General features: G+C 74.1%; 20 protein-coding genes and 1 pseudogene. 9 read left to right on the forward strand and 12 right to left on the reverse strand.

Features of this window, described 5'->3' with window-relative positions:
- Positions 1-6 precede the first annotated feature (6 nt).
- The 3 genes from NI25_RS08635 to secD all read left to right on the forward strand — a co-directional run bounded on the left by NI25_RS08635 (position 7) and on the right by secD (position 3,732).
- Positions 7-771 (forward strand): response regulator, encoded by a 765-nt coding sequence (locus NI25_RS08635; protein WP_107071666.1) that lies wholly within the window; start codon positions 7-9, stop codon positions 769-771.
- A 104-nt stretch (positions 772-875) separates the two neighbouring features.
- Positions 876-1,265, forward strand: coding sequence for a hypothetical protein (locus NI25_RS08640; protein ID WP_107071667.1), 390 nt, complete (start codon positions 876-878; stop codon positions 1,263-1,265).
- A gap of 79 nt (positions 1,266-1,344) precedes the next feature.
- On the forward strand, positions 1,345-3,732 hold the full coding sequence (gene secD / locus NI25_RS08645; protein ID WP_061441886.1) for a protein translocase subunit SecD: 2,388 nt from the start codon (positions 1,345-1,347) through the stop codon (positions 3,730-3,732).
- Between the two features lie 46 nt (positions 3,733-3,778).
- On the opposite strand, the gene NI25_RS08650 is transcribed toward secD, so the two are convergent.
- On the reverse strand, positions 3,779-4,705 hold the full coding sequence (locus NI25_RS08650) for a GntR family transcriptional regulator (RefSeq protein ID WP_061441887.1): 927 nt from the start codon (positions 4,703-4,705) through the stop codon (positions 3,779-3,781).
- A gap of 168 nt (positions 4,706-4,873) precedes the next feature.
- Between NI25_RS08650 and NI25_RS08655 the strand changes: the two genes are divergently transcribed.
- Together NI25_RS08655 and NI25_RS08660 are read left to right on the forward strand one after the other, a co-directional pair.
- Positions 4,874-5,719, forward strand: a complete 846-nt coding sequence (locus NI25_RS08655) for a (2Fe-2S)-binding protein (RefSeq protein ID WP_061441888.1) — start codon at positions 4,874-4,876, stop codon at positions 5,717-5,719.
- Positions 5,720-5,976: 257 nt separating this feature from the next.
- The gene (locus tag NI25_RS08660) at positions 5,977-7,050 is read left to right on the forward strand and encodes a DUF2637 domain-containing protein (protein ID WP_061441889.1); all 1,074 of its coding nucleotides are present in this window, start codon (positions 5,977-5,979) and stop codon (positions 7,048-7,050) included.
- A gap of 56 nt (positions 7,051-7,106) precedes the next feature.
- On the opposite strand, the gene NI25_RS08665 is transcribed toward NI25_RS08660, so the two are convergent.
- From NI25_RS08665 to NI25_RS39655, 3 genes are all read right to left on the reverse strand, one after another.
- Positions 7,107-7,532: an ATP-binding protein gene (locus NI25_RS08665; RefSeq protein ID WP_061441890.1), complete on the reverse strand. Its 426-nt coding sequence runs from the start codon at positions 7,530-7,532 to the stop codon at positions 7,107-7,109.
- Positions 7,533-7,678: 146 nt separating this feature from the next.
- Positions 7,679-9,421, reverse strand: coding sequence for a pyruvate dehydrogenase (locus NI25_RS08670; protein ID WP_061441891.1), 1,743 nt, complete (start codon positions 9,419-9,421; stop codon positions 7,679-7,681).
- A 28-nt stretch (positions 9,422-9,449) separates the two neighbouring features.
- Entirely contained in the window at positions 9,450-11,651 is a 2,202-nt protein-coding gene (locus NI25_RS39655) for a protein phosphatase 2C domain-containing protein (protein WP_061441892.1), read from the reverse strand.
- Between the two features lie 288 nt (positions 11,652-11,939).
- Between NI25_RS39655 and NI25_RS08680 the strand changes: the two genes are divergently transcribed.
- Both NI25_RS08680 and NI25_RS08685 read left to right on the forward strand, forming a co-directional pair.
- The gene (locus tag NI25_RS08680) at positions 11,940-12,917 is read left to right on the forward strand and encodes a helix-turn-helix transcriptional regulator (RefSeq protein ID WP_061441893.1); all 978 of its coding nucleotides are present in this window, start codon (positions 11,940-11,942) and stop codon (positions 12,915-12,917) included.
- A 60-nt stretch (positions 12,918-12,977) separates the two neighbouring features.
- A complete protein-coding gene (locus NI25_RS08685) occupies positions 12,978-13,460 on the forward strand; it encodes a DUF456 domain-containing protein (RefSeq protein ID WP_061441894.1) in 483 nt (160 codons plus the stop codon).
- Here NI25_RS08685 and NI25_RS08690 read toward each other — a convergent pair.
- From NI25_RS08690 to NI25_RS08710, 5 genes and pseudogenes are all read right to left on the reverse strand, one after another.
- Positions 13,423-13,956, reverse strand: a complete 534-nt coding sequence (locus NI25_RS08690) for a methylated-DNA--[protein]-cysteine S-methyltransferase (RefSeq protein ID WP_061441895.1) — start codon at positions 13,954-13,956, stop codon at positions 13,423-13,425. The genes NI25_RS08685 and NI25_RS08690 overlap by 38 nt on opposite strands.
- A complete protein-coding gene (locus tag NI25_RS08695) occupies positions 13,953-15,437 on the reverse strand; it encodes an AlkA N-terminal domain-containing protein (protein WP_061441896.1) in 1,485 nt (494 codons plus the stop codon). The genes NI25_RS08690 and NI25_RS08695 overlap by 4 nt, the downstream gene beginning before the upstream one ends.
- Positions 15,438-15,465: 28 nt before the next feature.
- Positions 15,466-16,575: a ribosome small subunit-dependent GTPase A gene (rsgA, locus tag NI25_RS08700; RefSeq protein ID WP_061441897.1), complete on the reverse strand. Its 1,110-nt coding sequence runs from the start codon at positions 16,573-16,575 to the stop codon at positions 15,466-15,468.
- A gap of 253 nt (positions 16,576-16,828) precedes the next feature.
- Positions 16,829-17,203, reverse strand: a pseudogene (locus NI25_RS08705) (ATP-binding cassette domain-containing protein); the annotation flags it as partial.
- A 171-nt stretch (positions 17,204-17,374) separates the two neighbouring features.
- Complete coding sequence (locus tag NI25_RS08710) at positions 17,375-18,694, reverse strand: radical SAM protein (protein ID WP_061441898.1); 1,320 nt, start codon at positions 18,692-18,694, stop codon at positions 17,375-17,377.
- Positions 18,695-18,801: 107 nt separating this feature from the next.
- Here NI25_RS08710 and NI25_RS08715 point away from each other — a divergent pair, with 107 nt between their 5' ends.
- Positions 18,802-20,058: an FAD-binding protein gene (locus tag NI25_RS08715; RefSeq protein WP_061441899.1), complete on the forward strand. Its 1,257-nt coding sequence runs from the start codon at positions 18,802-18,804 to the stop codon at positions 20,056-20,058.
- A 1-nt stretch (position 20,059) separates the two neighbouring features.
- Here the strand turns inward: NI25_RS08715 and NI25_RS08720 are convergent, their stop codons facing one another.
- From NI25_RS08720 to NI25_RS08730, 3 genes are all read right to left on the reverse strand, one after another.
- Complete coding sequence (locus NI25_RS08720; RefSeq protein WP_061441900.1) at positions 20,060-21,328, reverse strand: MFS transporter; 1,269 nt, start codon at positions 21,326-21,328, stop codon at positions 20,060-20,062.
- Positions 21,329-21,445: 117 nt separating this feature from the next.
- Complete coding sequence (locus NI25_RS08725) at positions 21,446-21,970, reverse strand: hypothetical protein (RefSeq protein ID WP_061441901.1); 525 nt, start codon at positions 21,968-21,970, stop codon at positions 21,446-21,448.
- The gene (locus NI25_RS08730) at positions 21,967-23,682 is read right to left on the reverse strand and encodes a PHP domain-containing protein (RefSeq protein ID WP_061441902.1); all 1,716 of its coding nucleotides are present in this window, start codon (positions 23,680-23,682) and stop codon (positions 21,967-21,969) included. Before NI25_RS08730 ends, NI25_RS08725 begins: the two co-directional genes overlap by 4 nt.
- Positions 23,683-23,833: 151 nt before the next feature.
- Here NI25_RS08730 and NI25_RS08735 point away from each other — a divergent pair, with 151 nt between their 5' ends.
- On the forward strand, positions 23,834-24,436 hold the full coding sequence (locus tag NI25_RS08735) for a TetR/AcrR family transcriptional regulator (protein WP_061441903.1): 603 nt from the start codon (positions 23,834-23,836) through the stop codon (positions 24,434-24,436).
- Positions 24,437-24,581 lie beyond the last annotated feature (145 nt).

Genomic DNA, 24,581 nt, shown 5'->3' on the forward strand with positions numbered 1-24,581 from the left:
CCGACCATGCCCGACCCGTCCCTGCCCGAGCCGTCCGCGTCCGACCGCACCACCGCGTCCGCGACGTCCGCGGACGGCCCGTCCCAGACGTCCGCGGACGGCCCGCCCCAGGCGTCCGCCCCGGCGAAGATCCGCATCCTGCTCGCCGACGACCACGCGCTGGTACGCCGCGGTGTGCGCCTCATCCTCGACCGCGAGCCGGACCTCGAGGTGGTCGCCGAGGCCGGGGACGGCGCGGAGGCCATCGACATGGCGCGGGCCCACGAGGCCGACCTCGCGGTGCTGGACATCGCGATGCCCCGCCTCACCGGTCTGCAGGCGGCCCGCGAGCTGGCGGCGCTCAAGCCGGGACTGCGCATCCTGATGCTGACGATGCACGACAACGAGCAGTACCTGTTCCAGGCGCTGAAGTCGGGTGCCTGCGGATACGTGCTCAAGTCGGTCGCCGACCGGGACCTCGTCGCCGCCTGCCGGGCCGCGATGCGGGACGAGCCCTTCCTGTACCCGGGCGCCGTGACGGCGCTCATCCGCAACTACCTCGACCGGGTACGGCACGGCGAGGAGACCTCCGACCACATCCTCACCCCGCGCGAGGAGGAGGTCCTCAAGCTGGTCGCCGAGGGCCACTCCTCGAAGGAGATCGCCGAGATGCTCTTCATCAGCATCAAGACCGTCCAGCGGCACCGGGCGAACCTGCTGCAGAAGCTCGGCCTGCGCGACCGCCTGGAGCTGACCCGGTACGCCATCCGGGCCGGGCTCATCGAGCCCTGACGCTCCCACGAACCGCCCGTGGCTCTGGCCGCCCACTCCCCGGCCGGAGCCCCGGGCTCCCCCGCCCGCCAGGCACGCTCATCCACCACGAAAGGGGACGGTGCATGCGACGACGGCTCGCGAGCGTGCTCACCGTCCTGCTGACCGTCCTGCTGCCTCTGGTCCCGGCCTGGCCCGCGGCCGGTGCGCACGCCGGTCCGAGCGGCCCCCTCGCGGCGGCCGCCGCCACGGCCGTGCCGCACCCGGCCCTCGACCTCCACGCCGACGACGGCTGCACGCCGGTCTGCGCCGCCCAGCCCCGGGCCCGGCACGACCAGCCGGCCGGTCGTCCCGCGGCACCGGACCAGCACCCGGTGACCACCCCGTACCCCGGGGGCGGCGCCGCCCCCGGCGGCCACGCACGGACGTCGTCCGATCCCGGCCCGGTGCCGGTCTCCCCCGGACGCGCGAGCCACGACAGCGGCCGGGCGCCGCCCGTCTCCTCCGGCACCTGAGACACCACTTCTTCCTTTCACCTTCTTCCGCCGCGGCCGCGCTCGGCCGCCGCCGCGGCGTGCCCGCCGGAGGCCCGTCTTGAAACGCTCCCGTCCCCCTTCCCGCACCCGTTCGCGCTCGCGTTCCCGCTCCCTGAACGTCCGCGCGCTCCTCGCGCTCGCCGTGCTGGCCGCGTCCGTCGCCATCGCCCTGACCATGCCGGTCCGTCTCGGGCTCGACCTGCGCGGCGGCACCCAGATCGTGCTGGAGACCAAGTCCACCGAGACCACCAAGGCCGACCGCGAGGCCACCGACCGCACCGTGGAGGTGCTGCGCGGCCGCATCGACGCGCTCGGTGTCGCCGAGCCGACCATCGTCCGCTCCGGCGAGAACCGGGTCGTCGTCGAGCTGCCGGGCGTACAGGACCCGAAGAAGGCCGCCGACGTGCTCGGCCGCACCGCGCAGCTCACCGTCCACTCGGTGCTCGGCCCGGCGGAGAACCCCGCCGACGGTGCCGACGGCAAGACCGAGGCCGCCGAGGACGGCGAGCGGGTGCTGCCGGACGAGTCCGGGCAGTCCCTGCGGCTGAAGGCCGCCACGCTCACCGGACAGGACGTCAAGGGCGCCGACGCCCGCTTCGACCAGCAGAACGGCGCCGGCTGGACCGTCACCGTCGACTTCAAGGACTCCGGCAGCGACCGCTGGGCCCAGGTGACCGGCGAGGCGGCCTGCAACCCGGCCGGTGACCCCAAGCGCCGGGTCGCCATCGTGCTCGACGACAAGATCATCTCCTCGCCTCAGGTAGACCCCTCCGTGTCCTGCGGGGCGGGCATCACCGGCGGCTCCACGCAGATCACCGGATCCTTCGACGACGCCGAGGCGCGCGAACTGGCCCTGCTCATCAAGGGCGGCGCCCTGCCCGTGCCGGTCGAGACCATCGAGCAGCGCACCATCGGTGCCACCCTGGGCGACGAGGCCATCAACGCCGGCGCCTGGGCCGCCGTCATCGGCACCGCGCTGACCGCGCTGTTCATCATCGTCGTCTACCGCCTGATGGGCGCCCTGGCGACCGTGGCCCTGCTCTGCTACGGCCTGATCTCCTACGCCGCCCTGGCCGCCGTCGGCGCGACGCTGACCCTGCCGGGACTGGCCGGTTTCGTGCTGGCGATCGGCATGGCGGTGGACGCCAACGTCCTGGTCTTCGAACGGGCCCGCGAGGAACAGGCGGCCCGGACCCGCCCGAGTACCCGCTCGGCGCTGACCGCCGGTTTCCGCAGTGCCTTCAGCGCGATCGCCGATTCCAACATCACCACGCTGATCGCCGCCGCCCTGCTGTTCTTCCTGGCCTCCGGCCCGGTCAAGGGCTTCGGCGTCACGCTCGGCATCGGTGTGCTGGCCTCGATGGTCAGCGCCCTGGTGATCACCCGGGTGCTGGCCGAGTTCGCCGCGAGCCGCCCCGCGGTCTTCCGCCGCCCCGGCATCACCGGCATCTCGACCACCGGGCCGGTCCGGGACGCGCTGCTGCGCCGCAACCCGTTCCTGATGAGCCGGCCGCGCCGCTGGCTGGCGGCGTCCCTGATCGTCATGGTGGTGGCGGGCTCCGGCATCCTGGTGCGCGGCCTGAACTTCGGCATCGAGTTCACCGGCGGCCGGCTCATCGAGTACTCCACCGCGAACCAGGTCGATCCCGACCGGGCCCGGGACGCTCTCGCCGACGCGGGCTTCCCGCGCGCCGTCGTCCAGTCCTCCGGGGACGGCGATCTCACGGTGCGCACGGAGGAGCTGACCGACGACGAGGCGGCGACCGTCACCAAGGCCGTCGCCGAACTGGGCGGCGAGACGGAGAAGGTCCGCGACGAGCTGATCGGTCCGAGCCTCGGCGAGGAGCTGCGCCGGGACGCCCTGATCGCCCTCGGCCTCGCCCTGGCCGCCCAGCTGGCCTACCTCGCGGTCCGCTTCCGCCTGCTGTTCGGCACGGCTGCGGTCAGTGCGCTCGCGCACGACGTGGTCATCCTGGTCGGTGTGTTCGCCTGGCTGGGCAAGCCGATCGACGGGGTGTTCCTGGCCGCGCTGCTGACCGTGATCGGCTACTCGGTGAACGACTCGGTGGTCCTCTTCGACCGCGTCCGGGAGTTGCTGGGCAAGGAGCGGAAGGCGCCGTTCGGCCGGCTCACCAACGACGCGATCCTGCAGACCCTGCCGCGCACGGTCAACACCGGCATGGGCGCGGTGCTCATCCTGGCCTCGCTGGCGGTCCTGGCCGACGACTCGCTCACCGACTTCGCGCTCGCGCTGCTGATCGGCGTGGGGGTCGGGACGTACTCCTCGGTCTTCACCGCCTCTCCGCTGGCCATCGAGATGCACGACCGCGGCACCGGGTCCCGCTCCGCGCGCCGCGGGGGCGGCAAGGGGCGCGGCGCGGGAAGGGCCGGGACGACCGACAAGCAGGTGCCCGCGAGCCGCGCCGAACGGCAGGAGGTCCTCTAGGGGGTCCGGACGGACACGTGCCCGCCCCCGCGCTCAGGGGGCGGGCTCAGAGTCCCAGGGCCCAGGAGTCCCGGAGCGCGCCCGTGAAGTGCTGCCCGATCAGGGCCCGCACCACGTCCGGGTCGCCGGCGATCAGCGCGTCGAGGAGCGCGGTGTGCTCGTGCGCGTCGGCGACCAGGTCGGCGCGCCCGCGCGCGGCGGGCGCACCGGCCGGCGGCCACTGGGAGCGGCGGTGCACGTCACCGGCGATCCGGACGAGCTCCTCGTTGCCGGCCAGCGCGAGCACCGCGCGGTGGAAGGCGCGGTCGGCCTCGGCGTAGCCGGCCGGGCAGCCGGAGGAGGCGGCGCGGACGGTGGCCTCGGCGAGCGGGCGCAGCTCCGCCCAGCGCTCGGCGGGCACCGTACGGGCCAGGCGGAGCCACACCGGGGCTTCCAGGAGTGCCCGGACCTCGGCCAGCTCGGCCAGTTCGCGGTCGCCGCGTTCTACGACGCGGAAGCCGCGGTTGGGGACGACCTCGACGGCGCCCTCCAGGGCCAGTTGCTGCATGGCCTCCCGCACGGGTGTGGCCGAGACGCCGAACCGCTCCCCGAGCACGGGCGCCGAGTAGACCTCGCCGGGCCGCAGCTCGCCGGTGACCAGCGCGGCGCGCAGGGCGTCGAGGACCTGCCCGCGCACGGAGGAACGCTGGACGAGGGCGCGCGGGCGGGGCGCGGAGGGTCCGGGTACGGACGGTCCGGGAACGAACGGCCCCGGTGCGGGCGGTTCACCGTGGGTGTGCTCGCCGCGCGCCGAGCCGTCCGGCTCCCCGGCGCCGCGCGTCCGGCCCCGGTCCTGGCTTGCGTCCCGGCTCTGGCCCCGGTCGCGGCTGAGGCTCCGGGCCGCGTCCGCCGCCGAGGGCTGCACCGGAATCCGCACCGCCGCGGCCGCCGTACCCGCACCGGGCCCTGCGGCGCCCTGCGCGCTGTGCTTCACGGGTCCTCCTGCGGGACGTGTCGGTACTTGAGGTCATTACGGCGGGTTGTCACCTGTCCGTCAAGCACGATAGGCGCAGGGGCCGCCACTTCAAATCCCGGGCACCTTGGGTAAGGTAAGGCTTACCTCTAAGCAGCCCGTTGTTCCGACGTGGATCGGTGGTCCCGCATGCCTGTCGCCCGTACGGCCTTCACGGACGCCTACGCGCGCCTGTCCGAGGTCCTCCCCGGGCTGGGCGTCACCGAACTGGACGCGGCCGAGGCGGTCCCGGCCGGCGACGGCTGGTTCACGGCCGCCTCGCTCGCCTCGGACGGGGCGGAGCTGGCGGCGTTCCTCGCCCAGGACGAGGCGCAGGTGCTGCGGGACTACGGGCAGCGGGCCCGGCCGGACGTGATCGCGAGCTTCGGCCTGCACCGGTACGCGTGGCCGGCCTGTCTGCTGATCACCGTGCCGTGGTTCCTGCACCGCCGGGTGCCGCGCCTGCCGGCGTCCCACGTGGCCTACGACCGCACGGCCGCCGGGCTCCCCCTGGGCCGGATGGCGGTGCGCGCCGCCTCCTTCGCCTGTCTGCCGGGCGATCCGGCCGCCGCCCTGCCGGGCGCCCGGGTGGTCGCCGACGAGGAGGCACTGCGCGCCGAGGTGCGGGCGGCGGTGGCCGAGCACATCGAACCGGTCCTGGCCGGATTCGGCCCCCGGATGCGGCGGCGCGGACGCGCCCTGTGGGGCATGGCGACCGACGAGGTCGTCGAGGGCCTGTGGTACGTCGCCCACCTGCTCGGCGAGCAGGAGCGGGCTCGGCACGAGCTGGAACTGCTGCTGCCGGGCGCCACCAAGCCGTACGTCGGCGACGCGGCGTTCCGTGAGCTGAAGGGGCCGGACGGCACGCCGCTGCACACCCGGGACCGGGCGAGCTGCTGCATGTTCTACACCCTGCGCCCTGAGGACACCTGCGCCACCTGCCCGCGCACCTGCGACGCGGACCGCGTCGAGAAGCTGCTCGCCGCAGCCGGCTGATCCACCGTCGGCTAAGATCATCGGCGTTGTTTCACAACTCCCCCACCCGCCACGGGAACTTTCCGCGGAACCACCCGTACGGGTAGTCTTATTCGAACTCAACTCCCGCCCCTCACGCGGCAGTTCGAGCAGAACGCCGCCCTGGGGGCTCCCTCTGCACTTCCTTGGCGGCCTCTTGCCCCGAAACCCCCTGAGGGCCGCCGGGTTTGGGCCACCATGGCGGGCGTTACGCCCTATCCCACTGCAAGGGACCCCAGATGAGATTGACCGACATATCGCTGAACTGGCTGCTTCCGGGCGCCGTGCTGCTCCTGGGCATGCTGGCGGCGGTGGCGGTGCTCGCGCGCGGCAAGCGTTCCTCGGGGAAGGACGCGGGCGCGGACGACTCGTGGGAGCGGATGGAGGAGCGCCGCCGGCGCAAGGAGGCGCTCTACGGCACCTTCTCCTACGTCCTGCTCTTCTGCTGTGCCGCGGTCGCCGCGGCGCTCTCCTTCCACGGTCTGGTCGGCTTCGGCGAGCAGAACCTCGGTCTGAGCGGCGGCTGGCAGTACCTGGTCCCGTTCGGGCTCGACGGCGCGGCGATGTTCTGCTCCGTCCTCGCGGTGCGCGAGGCCAGCCACGGTGACGCGGCGCTCGGCTCGCGGATACTCGTGTGGGCCTTCGCCTTCGCCGCGGCCTGGTTCAACTGGGTGCACGCGCCCCGCGGTCTGGGCCACGCGGGCGCCCCGCACTTCTTCGCGGGCATGTCCCTGTCGGCGGCGGTGCTGTTCGACCGGGCGCTGAAGCAGACCCGCCGGGCCGCCCTGCGCGAGCAGGGCCTGGTGCCGCGTCCGCTGCCGCAGATCCGCATGGTCCGCTGGCTGCGCGCGCCCCGGGAGACGTACCGCGCCTGGTCGCTGATGCTCCTGGAGGGCGTGCGCAGCCTGGACGAGGCGGTCGAGGAGGTGCGCGACGACCGGCGCCAGAAGGAGGAGAAGAAGCTGCGGCGGCGCGAGCAGGAGCGGCTGGAGCGGGCGCAGCTCAAGGCGATCAGCCGGGGCCACGGCCACCGCGGCTTCCCGGGCCGCGGCGGCCGCCAGGTCGAGGTCGAGGTGCAGCAGGTCGAGCGCGGCTCGGAACGCGCCACCGCGGAGCCTGCCATATCGCCCCCGGAGCAGTTGCCCGCGGCAAGCCGGCGTCCCTCCCTGCAGCCCGTGCGGAGCGGGTCTGAGCAGATGAGGGTGGAGACCGTCGAGACCGTGGACCTCACCGCGGAGGACGACACGCAGGCCCTGCCCCGCCTGGACTCCCTGGAGCGCAAGCTCAAGGACCTGGAGCAGCAGTTCGGCTAGGGCCGGTCCGAACGGCACCGTGGTGACGGCCTGGGGCGTCGGGGCATCCCGGCGCCTCAGGCCGCTTCCGCGCCCGCTTCCCCGCCCGGTTCCGCGCCCAGCTCGAACCAGACCGACTTGCCCGCCTCACAGGGCCGTACGCCCCAGTCGTCGGCGAGCGACTCGACCAGGAACAGGCCTCTGCCGTTCGTGCTCCCCTCCTGCGGGGCGCGCGGTCTGGGCTGCCGGCCGCGGCCGGTGAAGTCCCGCACCTCGACCCGCAGGGCACGCGGCCCGACCGTCGCGGTCAGGACCGCGCCCTCCTCGGTGTGGACGAGCGCGTTGGTGACCAGCTCGCTGGTGAGCAGCTCCGCGACCTCCGACTGTCCGGGGCCGCCCCAGTGCCGCAGCAGCTCACGCAGGGCCCGCCGGGCCTCCGGCACCGCCCGCAGATCGGCCCGGCCGAGCCGCCGCCTGAGCTGTGACACCGCCTCCTCCTTCATGTCCCCCGTCGGCGCGCTGATGTCGCTTCCCCCTGTCTGTCCCGTCCGTCCCGTCCGTCCCGTCCGGGTCGAACATCTTCACGGGGAAAGCCTTGCCCGTTCGGGCCCCCGGCAGTCATCGAGTTTCGGGCGGGCGGTCCGATCGGTCACGGCCGGGGAACGTTGCGCAGGTTGGAGCGGGCCATCTGGAGCATGCGGCCGACGCCGCCGTCCAGGACGATCTTCGAGGCGGACAGGGCGAAGCCGGTGACCATGTCGGCGCTGATCTTCGGCGGGATGGACAGGGCGTTGGGGTCGGTGACGACGTCGACGAGGGCGGGGCCCTTGTGCTTGAACGCCGCCTTCAGCGCCCCCGCCAGGTCCTTGGGCTTCTCCACCCGTACGCCGAAGGCGCCGCAGGCCTCGGCGACGGCGGCGAAGTCGGGGTTCTTGTTGGCCACGCCGTGCGAGGGCAGACCGGCGACCAGCATCTCCAACTCGACCATGCCCAGCGAGGAGTTGTTGAAGAGGACGACCTTGACCGGCAGGTCGTGCTGGACGAGCGTGAGGAAGTCGCCCATCAGCATGGTGAACCCGCCGTCGCCGGACATCGACACGACCTGCCGGCGCCGGTCGGTGAACTGGGCGCCGATCGCCATCGGCAGCGCGTTCGCCATCGAGCCGTGGGAGAAGGAACCGATGATGCGGCGCCGGCCGTTGGGCGAGATGTAGCGCGCCGCCCACACGTTGCACATCCCGGTGTCGACGGTGAACACGGCGTCGTCGTCGGCCATTTCGTCGAGCACGGCGGCGACGTACTCGGGGTGGATCGGGACGTGCTTGTCGACCTTGCGGGTGTAGGCCTTGACGACGCCCTCCAGCGCGTCCGCGTGCTTCTTCAGCATCCGGTCGAGGAAGCGGCGGCTCTTCTTCTCCTTCACCCGCGGGATCAGGCAGCGCAGCGTCTCCCGGGCGTCGCCCCACACCGCGAGGTCCAGCTTGGAGCGCCGGCCCAGGTGCTCGGGCCGGACGTCGATCTGGGCGATCTTCACGTCGTCCGGCAGGAACGCGTTGTACGGGAAGTCGGTGCCGATCAGCAGCAGCAGGTCGCACTCGTGGGTGGCCTCGTAGGCGGCGCCGTAGCCGAGCAGTCCGCTCATGCCGACGTCGTACGGGTTGTCGTACTGGATGAACTCCTTGCCCCGCAGCGCGTGCCCCACCGGGGCCTTGAGCTTCCCGGCGAACTCCATCACCTCGGCGTGCGCGCCCGCGGTGCCGCTGCCGCAGAACAGGGTGACCTTGTCGGCGTCGTCGATCATGCGCACCAGCCGGTCGATCTCCTCGTCGCCGGGCCGGACGCTGGGCCGGGAGGTGACCAGTGCCGTCTCCGCGGCCTTCTCCGGGGCGGGCTCGTCCGCGATGTCGCCGGGCAGCGAGACGACGCTGACGCCGCCCTGGCCGACGGCGTGCTGGATGGCGGTCTGCAGCAGCCGGGGCATCTGCTTCGGGCTGGAGATCAGCTCGCTGTAGTGGCTGCACTCGCGGAACAGCTGGTCGGGGTGGGTCTCCTGGAAGAAGCCCAGGCCGATCTCGCTGGACGGGATCTGCGAGGCCAGGGCGAGGACGGGTGCCATGGAGCGGTGGGCGTCGTAGAGCCCGTTGATGAGGTGGAGGTTGCCGGGACCGCAGGAGCCCGCGCACGCGGCCAGCTTCCCGGTGATCTGCGCCTCCGCGCCGGCGGCGAAGGCGGCGGTCTCCTCGTGCCGGACGTGCACCCATTCGATGCCGGAGTGGCGGCGCACGGCGTCCACGATCGGGTTGAGGCTGTCCCCGACGACTCCGTAGAGGCGCTCCACCCCGGCGCGGGTGAGGATGTCGACGAACTGTTCCGCGACGTTCTGTTTGGCCATGGGTCCAGCTATGCCACAGCGAGCGGTCTCACGCCTCCCAAACGGCGGCGGCCGTACGGTCGTCCGCGTATCCCTTGACCCGGACGCGGCCGTCGGCGAGGAACTCCCCGAGTCCGGGCGCCGGGCGGCCCGTCCATCTGCGGGCGAGGAGTTCGCCCAGCCCGGGCTCGTTCAGCAGCGGCTCGGCCAGGCCCGCGGTGCACATCAGAAGCACGTCACCCGGGCGGGCTACGGAGGCCCGGAAGCGGAAGGGCTCGCGGGGCGGCTCGGCGGGCGGGCCGTCGTACGGGCCCGGGGGCGTGGTGACGCCGAGGTCCATGGTGAGCCGGTCGCCGTCGGGCGTCTCGCCGGGCGCGTCGTTGAGCGTGCCGCCGGGGGCGCTCCCGGGCGTCCCCCGGGGCGCGGAGCCGAAGCCGAGGACGGGCTCACCGGTGACGTCGCCGACGTCCGGCTCCATGTCCTGCCACTCGCCGTCGCGCAGCCGGAGCAGTCCGCCCGCGCCGACCCCGAAGAACACCCGGGTGCGGCACCCGGGGTCGGCGGGCAGCAGCAGGCAGCGCAGGGTGGCCGCGTACTCGTGCGGCTCGAGGCCCTGTTCGGCGGCCCCGGCGCGGAGCCGGCCGAGGCTTCGGTCGGTGAGGCGGTGGAGGCCGGACTTGAGGTCGCCGCGCCGGGCGGCCCGCAGGTCCTCGGCGAGCCGCGCGTGACTGCGCCCGACGGCCCGCCCGATCCACCGGCACACCTCGGCCGCCGCCCGGTGGGCCCCGGCGGTGGCGCGGGCGCCGGTCGCCATCGCCACCAGGACCAGCGCCTGCTCGCCGGCGCCGAACCGGGCGACGAGCAGCGCGTCGCGCCGCGGCTCGCCCCGGTACCGCGCGGAGTCCCCGCGTACGGAGACGGCTCGCAGCGTGCACGTCCCGTACCGGGCGCCTTCCAGCACGGTGTCGGGGACCAGCCCGTCGAGACCGTCGGGATCGGCGGGCGGCAACGCGGTGGGCTCGGCGTCGTAGGTGGGCGGCCCGCTGCCGACGTAGTCGCGGTCGGCGCCGTCCGGTTCGGTCGGCCGCGAGGGGAGGAACGCCGGGGGGAGCGGGGGCAGGCCGGACGCGGTCCGGGGCGGCGGGACGGCGGCCGGGGGTTCCGTGAGGTCGGCGGCTCCGGTGCCCGAGGTGGTGAGCCCGCGCGGTTCACCCCCTCGGCCCCGGCCGCCGGATGCCGGGGCCGGCGGTACCGGGGCCGGAGGCTCTGCGACGCCGGGCACCTGCGGGGCCGCTGCGGGCGGCGTGGTGCCGGGCCTCTGGTTCCCCGGCAGGGCCCCGGTGCCGGACCGTTCGTCTCCCGCGGGGAGGTCCACCGGGCCGCTGGGGGTCGCGGGCGGGGGCTCCCACGGGGCCCCGGGGCGGGGCCGGGCCGGAGGACGCGGGTCGGCGATGCCGCCCGGGCCGGCGTCCGCGTCCCGTCGCGCCGGATCCGCGGGGGGCAGCGGCCCGCCGCCCCCCGGAAGCCCGCCATCACCCCGGAGCGGACCCGCCGGATCCACTGACCCGCTGTCCCGCAAGGCATCGCCGCCGGCATGCGGCACAGGCGCGGAACCCGGCCCTCGCACCCCACGCGGAGCATCGTCACCGCCCTCCGACGGCCCCGCAGGGTGCGGCGGCCCCCCGCCCCCCGGAAGCCCGCCATCACCCCGGGGCGGACCCGCCGGATCCACTGACCCGCTGTCCCGCAAGGCATCGCCGCCGGCATGCGGCACAGGCGCGGAACCCGGCCCTCGCACCCCACGCAGAGCATCGTCACCGCCCTCCGACGGCCCCGCAGGGGGCAGCGGCCCGGCACGCGTGGCATCGTCACCCGCGCCCGTCGAGTCCGTCGGACGCGGCGGCCCACCGGCACGCGAAGGCTCGTCACCGGTCCGCCGCGGCCCGTCGGCGCCGGCCGGGCCCCCGCTGCGGGGGCCGGGGATGTCCGGGGGGTTCGCCGGGGACGCCCACCACGGGGACCGGGGTCCGGGCGGGACGGGGTCCGGGGGCGGGGCCGCCGGGGCCTCGGTGTCGGCGGCCGGACGGCGGGCCACCGTGCCGGACGCCGAGGCGAAGCGGTCGTCCAGGGAATCGGGGGCGGCCGTGGGGCCGGTGTCGTCGGCGGAGTCGTCGTACAGCTGACCCCACCAGTCGTCCTCAGGACCGGTGGGACCGGTGGGACCGGTGGGCCTTCCCCCCTGCTGACTCATGCTCCCGATTGTCCACCGAGGGAGCCGGATGAGAACGGGGCATCGGAAAATCCGGGCCGTCCGGCGCGCGCCGGACGGCGTGTCGGGGGACGCGTCGAACGCTTCTCCGAGGTGGGGTGGCCGAGCGGCCCCACCCCCCACGGGAGGACCGCCCGGCGACGCCACCTTGGCAGAGTGACCGGCGGTACGGCGATGATGTCCGCGGGCGGGTTTACGCCGTGGCCGTTTTCCGCCATGGACGTCCCCGCGGCTGGTGATGATCATGGGTCCGGGGAGGGGCGACGCCTGATGCTGGGAGTGCTGGGGCTGGAGGACACGCAGGAGGCGGCGTACCGGGTGCTGGTGTCGGTGGGCGCCGCCGACGTCCCCGATCTGGCGCGGCGGCTGGCCCTCGGCGAGCAGGACACCGAGCGCGCGCTGCGCCGGCTGGAGCAGCACGGGCTCGCCGCCCAGTCCTCGGCCCGCCCGGGACGCTGGGTCGCGGCCCCGCCGGGCGTCGCGCTGGGCGCCCTGCTCACCCAGCAGCGGCACGAGCTGGACCGGGCGGAGCTGGCGGCGGCGCTGCTCGCGGAGGAGTACCGGGCGGCGGCGGCCGAGCCCGCCGTGCACGACCTGGTGGAGGTGGTGACCGGCGCCGGGGCCGTCGCCCGGCGCTTCCTCCAGCTGCAGCTCGGCGCGAGCGACGAGGTCTGCGCGCTGGTCACCGACCGGCCGGTCGCCGTGACCGGCATGGAGAACGACGCGGAGGAGCAGGCCACCGGGCGAGGAGTTCGTTACCGCGTGGTGGTCGAGCGGTCGGTGCTCGACCTGCCGACCGGCATCACCGAGCTGACCGCCGCGCTGGGCCGCGACGAGCAGGTCCGGGTCGTGGACCGGGTGCCGACCAAGCTGGTCGTCGCCGACCGTTCCCTCGCCCTGGTGCCGCTCACCGCGCACTCCTCGGAGCCCGCCGCGCTGGTCGTGCACGCCAGCGGCCTGCTCGAACTCCTGTCGGGCCTCTTCGAGGCGGTGTGGCAGGACGCCCTGCGGCTGGGTGCCTCCGGCGTCACGGAGCACGGCCCGGACGGCCCCGACGGCACCGACCTGGAGATCCTCTCCCTGCTGCTCGCCGGTCTGACCGACGCGAGCGTCGCCAAGCAGCTCGACCTGGGCCTGCGGACCGTACAGCGGCGGGTGAAGCGCCTGATGGAGCTGACCGGTGTCACCACCCGGCTCCAGCTGGGCTGGCACGCCTACGAACGGGGCTGGGTGGCCCGAAAGCACTGAGGCCCCCGCCCGCCACGCCGGTCTTCTGCGGACCTGGCCGGACTCCGGCACCCTGGACAGATGGGAGCGTGGGACCTCCTGCTGGCCGGCCTGGTCATCCTGCTCGGGCTGTGCGGCGTCCTGCTCCCCGGCGTGCCCGGGTCGTGGCTGGTGTGGGCCGGGGTTCTGTGGTGGGCGCTGAAGGACCCGCAGCCGCTCGCGTGGGCCGTCCTCGTCGGCGCCACCGTCGTCCTGCTGCTGTCCCGGGCGGTGCGCTGGGCGCTGCCGCACCGCAGGAGACGCCGGGACGAGGCCATGCGGCGGCTGACGGCGTACGGGGGCGCGGGCGCCGTCCTCGGTTTCGTGGTCGTCCCCGTACTGGGCGCGATCCCCGGCTTCCTGGGCGGTGTCTACCTCGCCGAGCGACTGCGGCTCGGGCGCCACGGCGAGGCGATGGCCTCGCTGCGCACCGCGATGCGCCACGGCGGCGCCGACCTGCTGACGGAGCTGTTCGCGTGCCTGCTGATCACCGGGGCGTGGCTGGGAGCGGTGCTGGCCGGCTGACCGGGGCGCCCTCCAGCGTCAGCAGCCGCGTCTTGCGCTCCAGGCCGCCCGCGTACCCGGTCAGGGAGCCGTCGGCGCCGATCACCCGGTGGCAGGGGCGCAGGATCAGCAGCGGGTTGGCGCCGATCGCGCCCCCGACGGCGCGTACCGCGGGCCGCGAGGCCCCGATGCGCGCGGCGATCTCGCCGTACGTGGTCGTCGTCCCGTAGGGGACGTCGTCCAGGGCCGCCCACACGCGCTCCCGGAAGGCGGTGCCCTCGGCGCGCAGCGGGAGCCGGAACCCGGTCAGCTCGCCGGCGAAGTAGGCGCCGAGCTGCTCCTCGGCCGCCCGGAACGGCCCGGCGTCGTGCCGCCAGCCGTCCCGGACGGTGCGGCCGCCCTTCTGCCCGGGCACGGACAGGGAGGTGATCGCCCCGTCGTGGCCGGCGGCGGTCAGCAGCAGCCGTCCGACGGGGCTTTCGATCTCGTGCCAACAGGTGGCGGCGGCGGTGGTCATCGGTCGTTCTCCCACTCTCCTGCTGCGCGCAGGTGGTTCAGTGCGTACGAGCGCCAGGGGCGCCAGGTGTCGGGGACGGCGGGACCGGGCGGGGCGACGTCCGGGTCGCCGAGGGCACGGGTGCGCACGACGGCGACGGTACGGGCGTCGAGGCCGGGCACGGCGAGCAGGGCGCGCTCGGCCTCGTCCCGGTCGGCGCCCGGATCGAGGCGTACGGCGCCGTCGGCGAGGGCGGCGGCGAGCGCGCCCGGGGCGCCGCCGGGCGCGGCCTCGGCGAGGACGGCCGGTTCGGGGAAGAGGTGGGTGAGGGTGCCGCAGGGCGCGTCGAGTGCCTTGCCGTACCGCTGGACGAGCCGCTCGGCCTCCGCGCGCCCCACCAGGGCCCGCACCGCGAGTTCGTCGGGGTCGGCGGTGCCCGGTGAGCGCAGCCCGGGGCGGGCGGCGACCAGGGGGGCGAGCCGGGGGTCGGCGCCGAGCCGCTCGTCGACGGCGTACGGGTCGGCGTCGAGGTCGAACAGGCGCCGCAGCCGCTGTACGGAGGTGGTGAGGTCGCGCGGGTCGGTGAGGTGGAGGCGGGCTTCCAGCCAGCCGCCGCTGCCGGTCCGGCCGGCGCGGTCCGGCCGCCCCGGCCGCTCCTGGACGGCGACGATCCCGGTGCCGTACGGCAGGCGCAGGGTGCGCCGGTAGACGCGGCGGCCGGGTGCGCCGCTCACCTCCTCGATCCCGGCGACGGCCTCCCGCTGGAGCAGGTCGAAGACGGGGCCGGGCTGGTAGGGCCCGCGGTGGGCGAGGCGCAGCGGGATGCCGGCGGAGGGAGTGGCCGTGCGCCGGGCGGCGCGGTCGCGGGCCGGGGCGGCGGCGCGCAGTTCGCTCGGGGTGGCCGCGTACACGGCCCGGATGGTGTCGTTGAACTGCCGCACGCTGGCGAACCCGGAAGCGAACGCGATCTCGGTGACCGGCAGACCGGTGGTCTGCAGCAGGACCCGCGCGGTGTGCGCCCGCTGGGCGCGGGCGAGGGCGACGGGCCCCGCGCCGACCTCGGCGGTGAGCTGGCGCTGCACCTGGCGGGCGCTGTAGCCGAGCCGGACGGCGAGTCCGGCGACGCCCTCGCGGTCGACGACGCCGTCGCCGATCAGCCGCATGGCCCGGCCCACGACGTCGGCCCGGACGTTCCAGTCGGCGGAGCCCGGCACGGCGTCGGGACGGCACCGCCGACAGGCCCGGAAGCCCGAGCCCTGCGCGGCGGCGGCCGTCGGGAAGAACCGCACGTTGTGCCGCTTCGGCGTGACCGCGGGGCAGCTGGGCCGGCAGTAGATGCCGGTCGTCTCGACGGCGAAGAAGAACGCGCCGTCGAACCGGGCGTCCCGGCTCCGCACGGCCTCGTACCGGCCGTCCTCGTGTGTCTTCTCGTACTCCGCTGTCCGTGTCACGCAGTCCAGTCTCCGCCAGACCGGCGGACCGGACTGGCGGAAATCGGACATCACGGTGGAGCCGTGGCGGCCGAGCGGGCTACCGCAGGCCGCCGCGCTTGGCCTCCATCGCCGCCTTGCCGATGGCACCCCGGCGCTTGAACTCCTTGCGGATCTCGGCCCGCAGGCGGGCGTCGGTCTTGGCGACGATGCGCTGGTTCTCCCGCACGAGCTTGCGGTAGCTCTCCAGCCGCCGCTCGGGCAGTTCCCCGCCGTCGATGGCGGCGAGGACGGCACAGCCCGGCTCGGACTCGTGGGCGCAGTCGTGGAACCGGCACCCCTCGGCCAGCTCCTCGATCTCGGCGAACACCTGCCCGACCCCGCCGCCCGCGTCGAAGAGCCCGACGCCCCGCAGACCGGGGGTGTCGATCAGCACTCCCCCGCCGGGCAGGGCGAGGAGGTTGCGCGTGGTGGTGGTGTGCCGGCCCTTGCCGTCGATGTCGCGGACGGCCTGCACCCCCATGACGTCCTCGCCGATCAGCGCGTTGGCGAGGGTGGACTTGCCGGCGCCGGACTGCCCGAGCAGCACGGCCGTGCCGCCGGAGACGACCGCGGCGAGGACGTCGAGCCCTTCGCCCTGCTCGGCGCTGACGGACAGCACCGGCACACCGGGCGCGGCGGTCTCCACGTCCTGGACGAGGTACGCCAGGGTCGCCGGGTCGGGCACGAGGTCGGCCTTGGTGAGGACGACCAGGGGCTGTGCCCCGGACTCCCAGGCGAGGGCGAGGAACCGTTCGATCCGGGCGAGGTCCAGCTCGGCCGCGAGCGACACGGCGACGACGGCGTGGTCGACGTTGGCCGCGAGGATCTGCCCCTCGGACCGCTTGGACGAGGTGGAGCGCACGAAGGCGGTACGGCGCGGCAGATACGTGCGTACGTAGCGCGGGGTGCCGCCCTCGGGGTCGACGGCGACCCAGTCGCCGGTGCAGACCACGCGCAGCGGGTCGTTGGGGGTGACGAACGCGGTGTCGGCCCGCACGACGCCGTCCGCGGTGACGACGTCGCACTGGCCGCGGTCGACGCGGAGGACCCGGCCGGGCAGCAGGCCTTCGGCGGCGTGCGGCGCGAACGCGTCGGCCCAGTCGGCGTCCCAGCCGTAGGAGGTCAGGGCGGAGGAAGGCAGGGCGGAGGAAGCGGAGTGGGAAGTCAAGGGTGACCCTTCACAAGGGCGGCCCCGGCGGCGCGTGCACGGACGCGCGGAAGGAAGTGGTGTCAGCCGGTGGCCACGGAGGTGGACTTGATGATCCGGAATCGGGCAGCGCCCGGCGCGGCGACAGTCATCGGTCAACACCTCCCGGTCATGCACGGCAGACGGCGGCGGTACGGAGCCTCCGCAGGAACGACCACGACCTTAGCCGCCGCCCCGGCGACGCACCAGCGGTTTTTCTGCGAGGCCGTCTCGGCGCGGTCCGTCCCGGGACCGACGGTCCCATGACCTTCGTCAGTACCGACGGCTGCCGGAAGTAATTAGCGCCGTTGGTACGGGCGAGGGCCCGTAGATGGGCGCGTGCGCTGCGGCCGGGGTGCACGGCCTTGGCGTCCAGCAGGGCACCGATCTCGCGCAGCGGGTAGACCAGTTCGGCGTACGGCCGGCCGCCGACGAGCGCCCGGCCGGAGGTGGGACGGTCCAGGCCCATGATCATCCGCATGGTGGTGGACTTGCCCGCACCGTTGGGCCCGAGGAACCCGGTGACCCTGCCCGCCCCGATGGTGAGGGACAGGTTGCCCACGGCGGTCTGATCGCCGTACCTCTTGGTCAGCCCCTGCAGGGTGATCATGGATGACTACTCCCAGCCGTTCCAGCTTCTCCGTCTCACCGAGAAACTAGGCTCTGGCCGGGCACGAACACATCAGTCCAAAGGAAGGCGTTCACCCTTACTTCGGTCAGACGTCCACCGAGACCTTGGGCAACCGCCCGTTGCCGAACGTGTCACACCTCCACGAGCGCGTCACACCTCCACGGGCGCGTCCGCCGGCAGGCTGTCCATGAAGGAGCTGACCGAGAAGACCGCGTTGCCGGCGCCGGGAGGGCCGTAGCCGGGGGGCGAGGAGAGGCCGAAGTCCTCCATGGTCTGGCGGTAGGCCTGGAGCAGCCGGATGTGGTACTCCAGCGGGGCGCCGTCGGGGTTGGTCTTGCCGAGCGGGGTGGTGGGCTCGGGGCACCAGGTGGTGAAGCGGGGCGTGATGCCGTGCGACATGAAGAAGCGCAGGCCCTCGGTGGTGGACGCGATGGCCTCGTCGACCGTCTTGAAGCCGAAGGGCTCGGCCATCTCCACGCCCGCGACGAAGTTGGGGATGACGTTGCGGGCGCCGAAGACCTCGGTGGAGTCGAGGATGCGGCGGTGCCACTCGTCGCGGCCGACGTAGCGCTCCTTGCCGGGGCAGTACATCTTGAACAGGTACTCGTCCCACACCTCGAAGTTGGGGTGGTAGATCTGCACGCCGTAGTCCTTGAAGCGCTGGACGTCCGGCTTGGGCAGGGCCTGGGCGACGACCTTGCCGATCCAGCGGCCGGGGAAGTGCTCCTCGATGGCCTTGGCGTACCTCCCGTAGAAGTCGGCCTCGTCGAGACCCTGGACCTTCGACGTGATCGCGCCGCCGGTGAGCGTGTACGCGGTGGAGATCTTGGCGGTGTCGTACTTGTCGATGATCTCCAGCGCCTCGAGGACCTCGTCGACGTCCTTGACGCCGGTGTACGGCCGCCCGGCCGCCTTGTGCTGGCGCCAGTTGTGGTTGATGTCGCAGTACTGGCACTCCTCCTTGGCGCCGAAGTACTGGCAGACGCGGAACGCGGTCAGGTAGATCAGGTAGCCCCACTGAATGGTCGGGGCCACCTCCATGACCGACTTCCCGTTGGAGAGCTTGTGCCGGTAGTACTCGGGCATGGGCGGCACACCGACGTCGGCGATCCGCTTCCCGTCCAGGTAGAGGCCGAGGACCCCGTCCTCGTTCGCGGCGACCCGGTAGGGCGAGGCCGGGTTCACGCGCACCGAGACGACGGTGCGGCGCAGGTCGTAGGGGCCGCCGGTGAGGATGATCTCCTCGGGCGGGCGGCGCAGGGCGGCCTCGCCCAGCTCGGGCAGGGTGCCGTGGTCGAAGGAGAAGATGAAGTACGACTTCGGCTTCACCTCGCCGCCCTCGTTGTCGCTCAGCGCCGAGGGGTCGAAGGCGACGCCGCCCCGCAGGAGGTCCTCCTTGAAGACGGCCTCGCGCGGTACGTTCGGGAACCGCTCCATCAGATCCTCGACCAGCGCGGTACGGCTGTCCATCCCGTGTCTCCTCCCAGCTCCGGCGTTCGACTTCTCACGGTATGCCCCCGCGGGAGCGGCTTCCCTCCCGGGTCCCCTCCCGGGCGCGCCGGGTAGGTTTCCACGGTATGAGCGACATCACGGTGACCAACTGGGCCGGCAACATCACGTACACGGCCAAGGAACTGCTCCGGCCGCACTCCCTGGACGCGCTGCGGGCCCTGGTGGCGGACAGCGCCAGGATCCGGGTGCTGGGCAGCGGGCACTCCTTCAACGAGATCGCCGAGCCGGGCGACGGGGGCGTCCTGCTGTCGCTGGCCGGCCTGCCGTCCGAGGTGGAGGTGGACACGGCCGCCCGTACGGTGCGGGTCGGCGGCGGTGTGCGGTACGCGGAGCTGGCCCGGCTGGTGCACGCGCGGGGGCTCGCGCTGCCGAACATGGCCTCGCTGCCGCACATCTCGGTCGCCGGCTCCGTGGCGACCGGCACGCACGGCTCCGGGGTGGGCAACGGTCCGCTGGCCTCGGTGGTGCGCGAGGTGGAGCTGGTCACCGCGGACGGTTCGGCCGTGGTGCTCGCGCGGGGCGACGAGCGGTTCGGCGGCGCGGTGACCTCGCTGGGCGCGCTGGGCGTGGTGACCTCGCTCACCCTCGACCTCGAGCCGGCCTACGAGGTCGAGCAGCACGTCTTCACCGAGCTGCCGCTGGCCGGTCTGGACCCGGCGACGTTCGAGACGGTGATGGCGGCGGCGTACAGCGTGAGCCTGTTCACGGACTGGCGGGCACCGGGGTTCCGCCAGGTGTGGCTCAAGCGCCGCACCGACCAGCCGCTGCCCGGCTTCCCGTACGCCGCTGCGGCCGTCGAGAAGATGCATCCGGTGCCGGGCATGCCCGCGGTCAACTGCACGGAGCAGTTCGGGGTGCCGGGGCCCTGGCACGAGCGGTTGCCGCACTTCCGCGCCGAGTTCACGCCCAGCAGCGGGGCCGAGCTGCAGTCGGAGTACCTGATGCCCCGGGAGCACGCCGTGGCCGCGCTGCACGCGATGGACGCGATACGCGACGTGCTCGCGCCGGTGCTGCAGACCTGCGAGATCCGCACGGTCGCCGCCGACGAGCAGTGGCTGAGCCCGTCCTACGGCCGGGACACCGTGGCGGCGCACTTCACCTGGGTCGAGGACACGGCGGCGGTGCTGCCGGTGGTGCGGCGGCTGGAGGAGGCGCTCGCGCCCTTCGCGGCCCGCCCGCACTGGGGGAAGGTGTTCACGACCCCGGCGGACCGGCTGGGCGCGCTGTACCCGCGGCTGGGCGACTTCCGGGCACTGGCCGGGACGCTCGACCCGTCCGGGAAGTTCACCAACGCGTTCGTACGCGGGGTGCTGGCCGGCTGAGTCAGGCCCGCCCCGCCCCGCGGACCGGGGTGAACAGCGCGGCCACCGCGATCAGGACGCAGCAGCCTCCGGCCACCAGGGCGACCGGTGTGGTGCCGCGCTCCTCCGCCGCCCAGGTGAGCACGGCCGCGCCGAGGGGAGCGGCCGAGTACTGGAGGGTCCAGTAGGCGGAGGTGACCCGGCCGAGCAGGTGTTCCGGGGTCACCTCCTGCCGCAGGGACATCGAGCAGGTGCCCGCCATGCCGACGCAGGCCAGGAAGGCGGCGCTGAGCACGGCGACGGCGGGCACGTCACGGGCCCACCCCAGGCCCGCGAACGCCAGACCGCACACGGCCACCGCGCCGGTCCAGGTCCGTCCGAAGCCGAGCAGCCGCCGAGCCCGGGCCACCAGCAGCGCACCCGCGACGGTGCCGAGGGCGCCGGCCGCCATGACGGTGCCGACCGTTCCGTCGTCGTGGCCGAGGTCGTGCTTGAGGTGGTAGATCACCAGGTCGTTCAGACCGAGGGTGAGGAAGCTGAAGCAGCACAGCAGGACGGTGAGCGCGCGCAGCACCGGGTGCCGGCGCAGGAAGGCTGCGCCGGTGCGCAGGTCCTGCCACAGTCCTGGGCGTTCGCCCGTCTCCCGGTCGTCGGCGGGGCGGGGCCGGAAACGGACCAGGGCCACGAGGGCGGCCGAGACGCCGAAACTGGCCGCGTCCACACCGACGGCTGCGGCCGGGCCCGACCAGGCGGCCACCACTCCGGCGCACAGCGGCCCGAGGACACCGGCCGCGGCGGCGGTGGCGTTGAGCCGTCCGTTGGCCTCGGTGAGCTGTTCGGTGCCGACCAGGGAGCGCACGACGGTGACGTAACCGACCGCGAAGAACATGCCGACGGCCTCGCACAGGGGCAGGACGGCGTAGAGGAGCCAGACCTGCGGGCCGAGCAGCCACACCAGCGGGATCAGCCCGTACAGGGCCGTCCGTACGAGATCGCAGCCGATGAGCAGCCTGCGGCGGTCCACCCGGTCGACCACGGTCCCGGCGAACACGGCGGCGAGGACGGCCGCCGCGCCGCCGGCGGCGGTCAGCAGTCCCATCCGCGCGATCGACCCGGTCGCCTCCAGCACCAGCAGCGGCAGGGCGATCAGCGCGAAGGAGTCGCCGAGGACGGAGAGGGTCTGCGCGGCCCAGAAGACGCCGAAGTCCCGCTGCCGCCGCAGCGGGCGGCTCTCCCCGGCCCCGGCGGAACTCCCGGCCACGCGCCCCGCGTCGCGTGCCTCATGGGTCACCGGTCCGTCACCGGCCGCCGTCGCCGCTCCATGCCGGTCGCCTCCCCGTCGTCCGCTGCCAGGCCGGCGACCACCCTACGGAGCGGTCACGGTCCGCGCAGCAGGGTTTCGGACCCGTCAGTGGTCGGCGCAACAGGGGGTAGGGTCGGGGTCCTCGAACGGCACCAGGGTGCCGCCGACCGCGGGCATGGCGGCCAGGACCAGGCGGCCGTCCTGCCAGTGCGGACGGACGTGGTCGCGGGTGACCAGCCGGGTGTCCGGGGCGGGCTCGTCCGGTGTGCCGAGGACGGTCACCCGGTCGATCGCGGAGCGAGCCAGCAGGTCGGCGAGCGTCAGGGTGCCGGTGAGGGCGGACGCGCCGGGGAAGAGGACGGCACGGCCCCTCTCGTCCCAGGCGCCGTCGCGGACCTCGTACCCCCGGGCGGTGAGCCGGTCCCGGGCGGTGCACAGGACCGGCTCGGCCTCGGCGGCGAGGGACAGTGCGATCCGGGGGCGGCCGTCCCGCACCAGGTGCGTGCAGCCGAAGACACCCTCGGGGAGGGCGAGTCCGGCCGCCAGCGCCTGGAGCAGGTGGTCCGCCTCACGCAGGGTCGTCGCGTCGGTGTCGACGCCGAGGACGTACGGCGCGGCGGTCGCGGTCACGACGGCAGGACCCACACCGGGTTGGAGTAGAACCACAGGTCGCGCCACGGGTCGGCGTCGCCGACGACGTCGATGGCGGGGCCCGCCGGGTCGACCTTGGCGCCCAGTGCGCCGACGGCGGAGCGGTTGCCGTCGGTGCCGCGGGTGCGGAGGTACACGGGGCGGTCGACGCGGCCGAGGTCGTAGGTCAGGCGGACGGTGCCGGTGTCCTTGTTCACCTCGTAGGACTTGACGACCCGGGCGGACGGCGCGGTGAAGGTGTCCTTGTCGGCGGCCGGTCCGGTCACATCGCCCTGGATGACGTCCACACGGGCCAGCTTGGGGACGAAGCCCGCCCAGTTGGGGCCGCCGGCCAGCGCGACGTCGACGGACAGGGTGACCCGGGTGCCCTTGCGGACGTGCAGGGCGCCGCCGAGGGTGGCCCAGCGGCCGCCGCCCGAGACGCGGACGTCGAGGCCGCTGACGAGCTGGCCGTGGTCGACCCAGAGGCGGCCGGCACGGATGCCGTCCATGACGGCGGCGTAGGAGAAGCCGTCGGAACCGACGTGGGTGCGGCTGTACTGGCCGGGCCAGAAGTCGTTCTGGGTGATGTCGATCTGTCCGGCGTAGACCGGGTCGTCGTAGCGGCCGTTGGCGTTGAAGTCGCCGCCGCCGCGGGCGCCGGTGTCGGCGTAGACCTGGTGGGAGTCGGAGTTGGCGGTGATCCACCAGGGGCGGCCCTCGGCGATGAGGCTGTCCCACAGGCCGCCGACGGTGGCGGTCATCCAGTCGAAGCCGCCCCAGGTGCGGTAGCTCTCCAGGGGGTAACCGGGAAAGGAGTTGGCGCTCGGGCTGCCGTCGTAGATGCCGCGGGCGCCGCCGGGGCCGAGGGGCTTGGGCAGGCCGCCGGCCTGGTGGCCCGGGGCGCCCTCGAAGCCGACCGCGATCTGGTGGCCGCGGGAGGTGGCGTCGCGCCAGGCGCGGATCTCGTGCGGGGAGTCGATGCCCTTGCGCGCCGGGTGGTTGGCGAGCATCAGGGCGTCCTTCACCTTGCGCCGCTTGACCTGGTCGGCGAGGAAGGAGAGTCCGGCGATGGCGAGGGCCTCGTTGGCGGGGGTGGAGTCGGTGGCGCCCTTGACGCCGCCGTCGTAGTCGGTCTCGAACTGCTTGAGGACGGAGACCTCGTGCTTGCCGGGGTGGACGAAGACGGTGCCGTGCTCGGCGGCCGGGATGTTCCACTCCAGGCCCTGGAAGACGAGGGTGTCCTCGTGGGCGTCGCGGGCCTCGCGGATGTCCGGGTTGACCTTCTCCACGCCGATCCTGGCGTGGGTGGCGCTGCCGTGGTCGGTGATGACCAGCCAGTCCATGCCGTGCCGGGCGCCCTGGCGGACCTGGTCGACGACGCGGTACTTGCCGTCGCTGCTGTACTGGGTGTGGATGTGGTGGTCGCCGGCCAGCCAGAGGAAGCCCTTCCTGCGGCGGCCGTTGCTCGCCGCCCCCGCGGGGGCGGCGGTGGCAGGGGTGCTCTGGGCGAGGACGGTGCCGGCGGCCAGTCCGGCGCCGAGCAGACCGGCGCGGCGCAGCAGGCCGCGGCGCGACTGCTGTTCGGGGCTCAGGGCCTCGTCGGGGACGCTGGTGTCGAAGGCGGCGGGCAGGGCCGGCGCGGTGTCGTGCTCGTGGTCGTGCGGATGCCCGTGGTGGTGACCGTGGGTGTGTCCGTGTCCGTGGCCCATGCCTGTTCCTCCCGAAGACCGCCGCCGTGCGCGGCTCCGAGGAGAATCGACGCGGAAGGTGAACGTTGAACGACTTGCGGGTGATCCGCGACTGCCGCCCTTCCTGACCTAGCATGAAACCTAGGAATCCTAGGTTTCAGGAAGGTGGCGCATGCCCCGAGTGGGTCTTACCACCGACCGCGTCGTCGCCGCGGCCGCCGACCTCGCCGACGCGTCCGGGCTCGAGGCGGTCACCGTCTCCGCGCTCGCCCGGCACTTCGGGGTGAAGGACGCCAGCCTTTACACGCACGTGCGCAATCTCCAGGACCTGCGCGTCCGGGTCGCGTTGCTGGCCGGCGGCGAGCTGATCGAGGAGATCGCGCAGGCGGTGGCCGGCCGGGCCGGGAAGGAGGCGCTGGCCGCCTTCGCGGGCGCCTACCGGGCGTACGCCCTGCGCCACCCCGGCCGTTACGCCGCCACCCAGATCCGTGTCGAGCAGGCTCTGGTGGCCGGCTCCCCCGCCCTGCGCCGCACCGCCGAGATCACCTACGGCATGCTGCGCGCCTACGGCCTGACCGAACCCGACCTCACCGACGCCGTACGCCTGCTGCGCGCCACCTTCCACGGGTACTGCGCGCTGGAGGCCTCCGGGGGCTTCGGTGCCCCGCGCGACGTGCGGGTGTCCTGGGACAGGGCGGTCGACGCCCTGCACGTGGCACTGGAGAACTGGCCGCGGGCGGACGCAACCGAGGGGGGCGAGGGGACCCGCGGCTAGGGCCGGTCCGGCGGATCACGCCCCAGACGCGGGGCCCGGCACGCGCGTCCGCGGCGTTGTCGTCGGTGCCGACGCTCCGCGTCGACGCCCTCCTCCGCCTTGCGGCTGCACGCACCAGACCCCGCTCACCGGCGTCGACGAGGTG

The sequence above is a fragment of the Streptomyces sp. CCM_MD2014 genome, assembly GCF_000772045.1.
In the GTDB taxonomy this organism is placed as follows: domain Bacteria; phylum Actinomycetota; class Actinomycetes; order Streptomycetales; family Streptomycetaceae; genus Streptomyces; species Streptomyces salinarius.

What these genes read in the sequence shown, in the direction of transcription:
- NI25_RS08635 (WP_107071666.1), top strand. Translation starts at nt 7, where the DNA reads ATGCCCGACCCGTCCCTGCCCGAGCCGTCCGCGTCCGACCGCACCACC.
- NI25_RS08640 (WP_107071667.1), top strand. Translation starts at nt 876, where the DNA reads ATGCGACGACGGCTCGCGAGCGTGCTCACCGTCCTGCTGACCGTCCTG.
- NI25_RS08655 (WP_061441888.1), top strand. Translation starts at nt 4,874, where the DNA reads ATGCCTGTCGCCCGTACGGCCTTCACGGACGCCTACGCGCGCCTGTCC.
- NI25_RS08660 (WP_061441889.1), top strand. Translation starts at nt 5,977, where the DNA reads ATGAGATTGACCGACATATCGCTGAACTGGCTGCTTCCGGGCGCCGTG.
- NI25_RS08665 (WP_061441890.1), bottom strand. Translation starts at nt 7,532, where the DNA reads ATGAAGGAGGAGGCGGTGTCACAGCTCAGGCGGCGGCTCGGCCGGGCC.
- NI25_RS08670 (WP_061441891.1), bottom strand. Translation starts at nt 9,421, where the DNA reads ATGGCCAAACAGAACGTCGCGGAACAGTTCGTCGACATCCTCACCCGC.
- NI25_RS39655 (WP_061441892.1), bottom strand. Translation starts at nt 11,651, where the DNA reads ATGAGTCAGCAGGGGGGAAGGCCCACCGGTCCCACCGGTCCCACCGGT.
- NI25_RS08680 (WP_061441893.1), top strand. Translation starts at nt 11,940, where the DNA reads ATGCTGGGAGTGCTGGGGCTGGAGGACACGCAGGAGGCGGCGTACCGG.
- NI25_RS08685 (WP_061441894.1), top strand. Translation starts at nt 12,978, where the DNA reads ATGGGAGCGTGGGACCTCCTGCTGGCCGGCCTGGTCATCCTGCTCGGG.
- NI25_RS08690 (WP_061441895.1), bottom strand. Translation starts at nt 13,956, where the DNA reads ATGACCACCGCCGCCGCCACCTGTTGGCACGAGATCGAAAGCCCCGTC.
- NI25_RS08695 (WP_061441896.1), bottom strand. Translation starts at nt 15,437, where the DNA reads ATGTCCGATTTCCGCCAGTCCGGTCCGCCGGTCTGGCGGAGACTGGAC.
- NI25_RS08710 (WP_061441898.1), bottom strand. Translation starts at nt 18,694, where the DNA reads ATGGACAGCCGTACCGCGCTGGTCGAGGATCTGATGGAGCGGTTCCCG.
- NI25_RS08715 (WP_061441899.1), top strand. Translation starts at nt 18,802, where the DNA reads ATGAGCGACATCACGGTGACCAACTGGGCCGGCAACATCACGTACACG.
- NI25_RS08730 (WP_061441902.1), bottom strand. Translation starts at nt 23,682, where the DNA reads ATGGGCCACGGACACGGACACACCCACGGTCACCACCACGGGCATCCG.
- NI25_RS08735 (WP_061441903.1), top strand. Translation starts at nt 23,834, where the DNA reads ATGCCCCGAGTGGGTCTTACCACCGACCGCGTCGTCGCCGCGGCCGCC.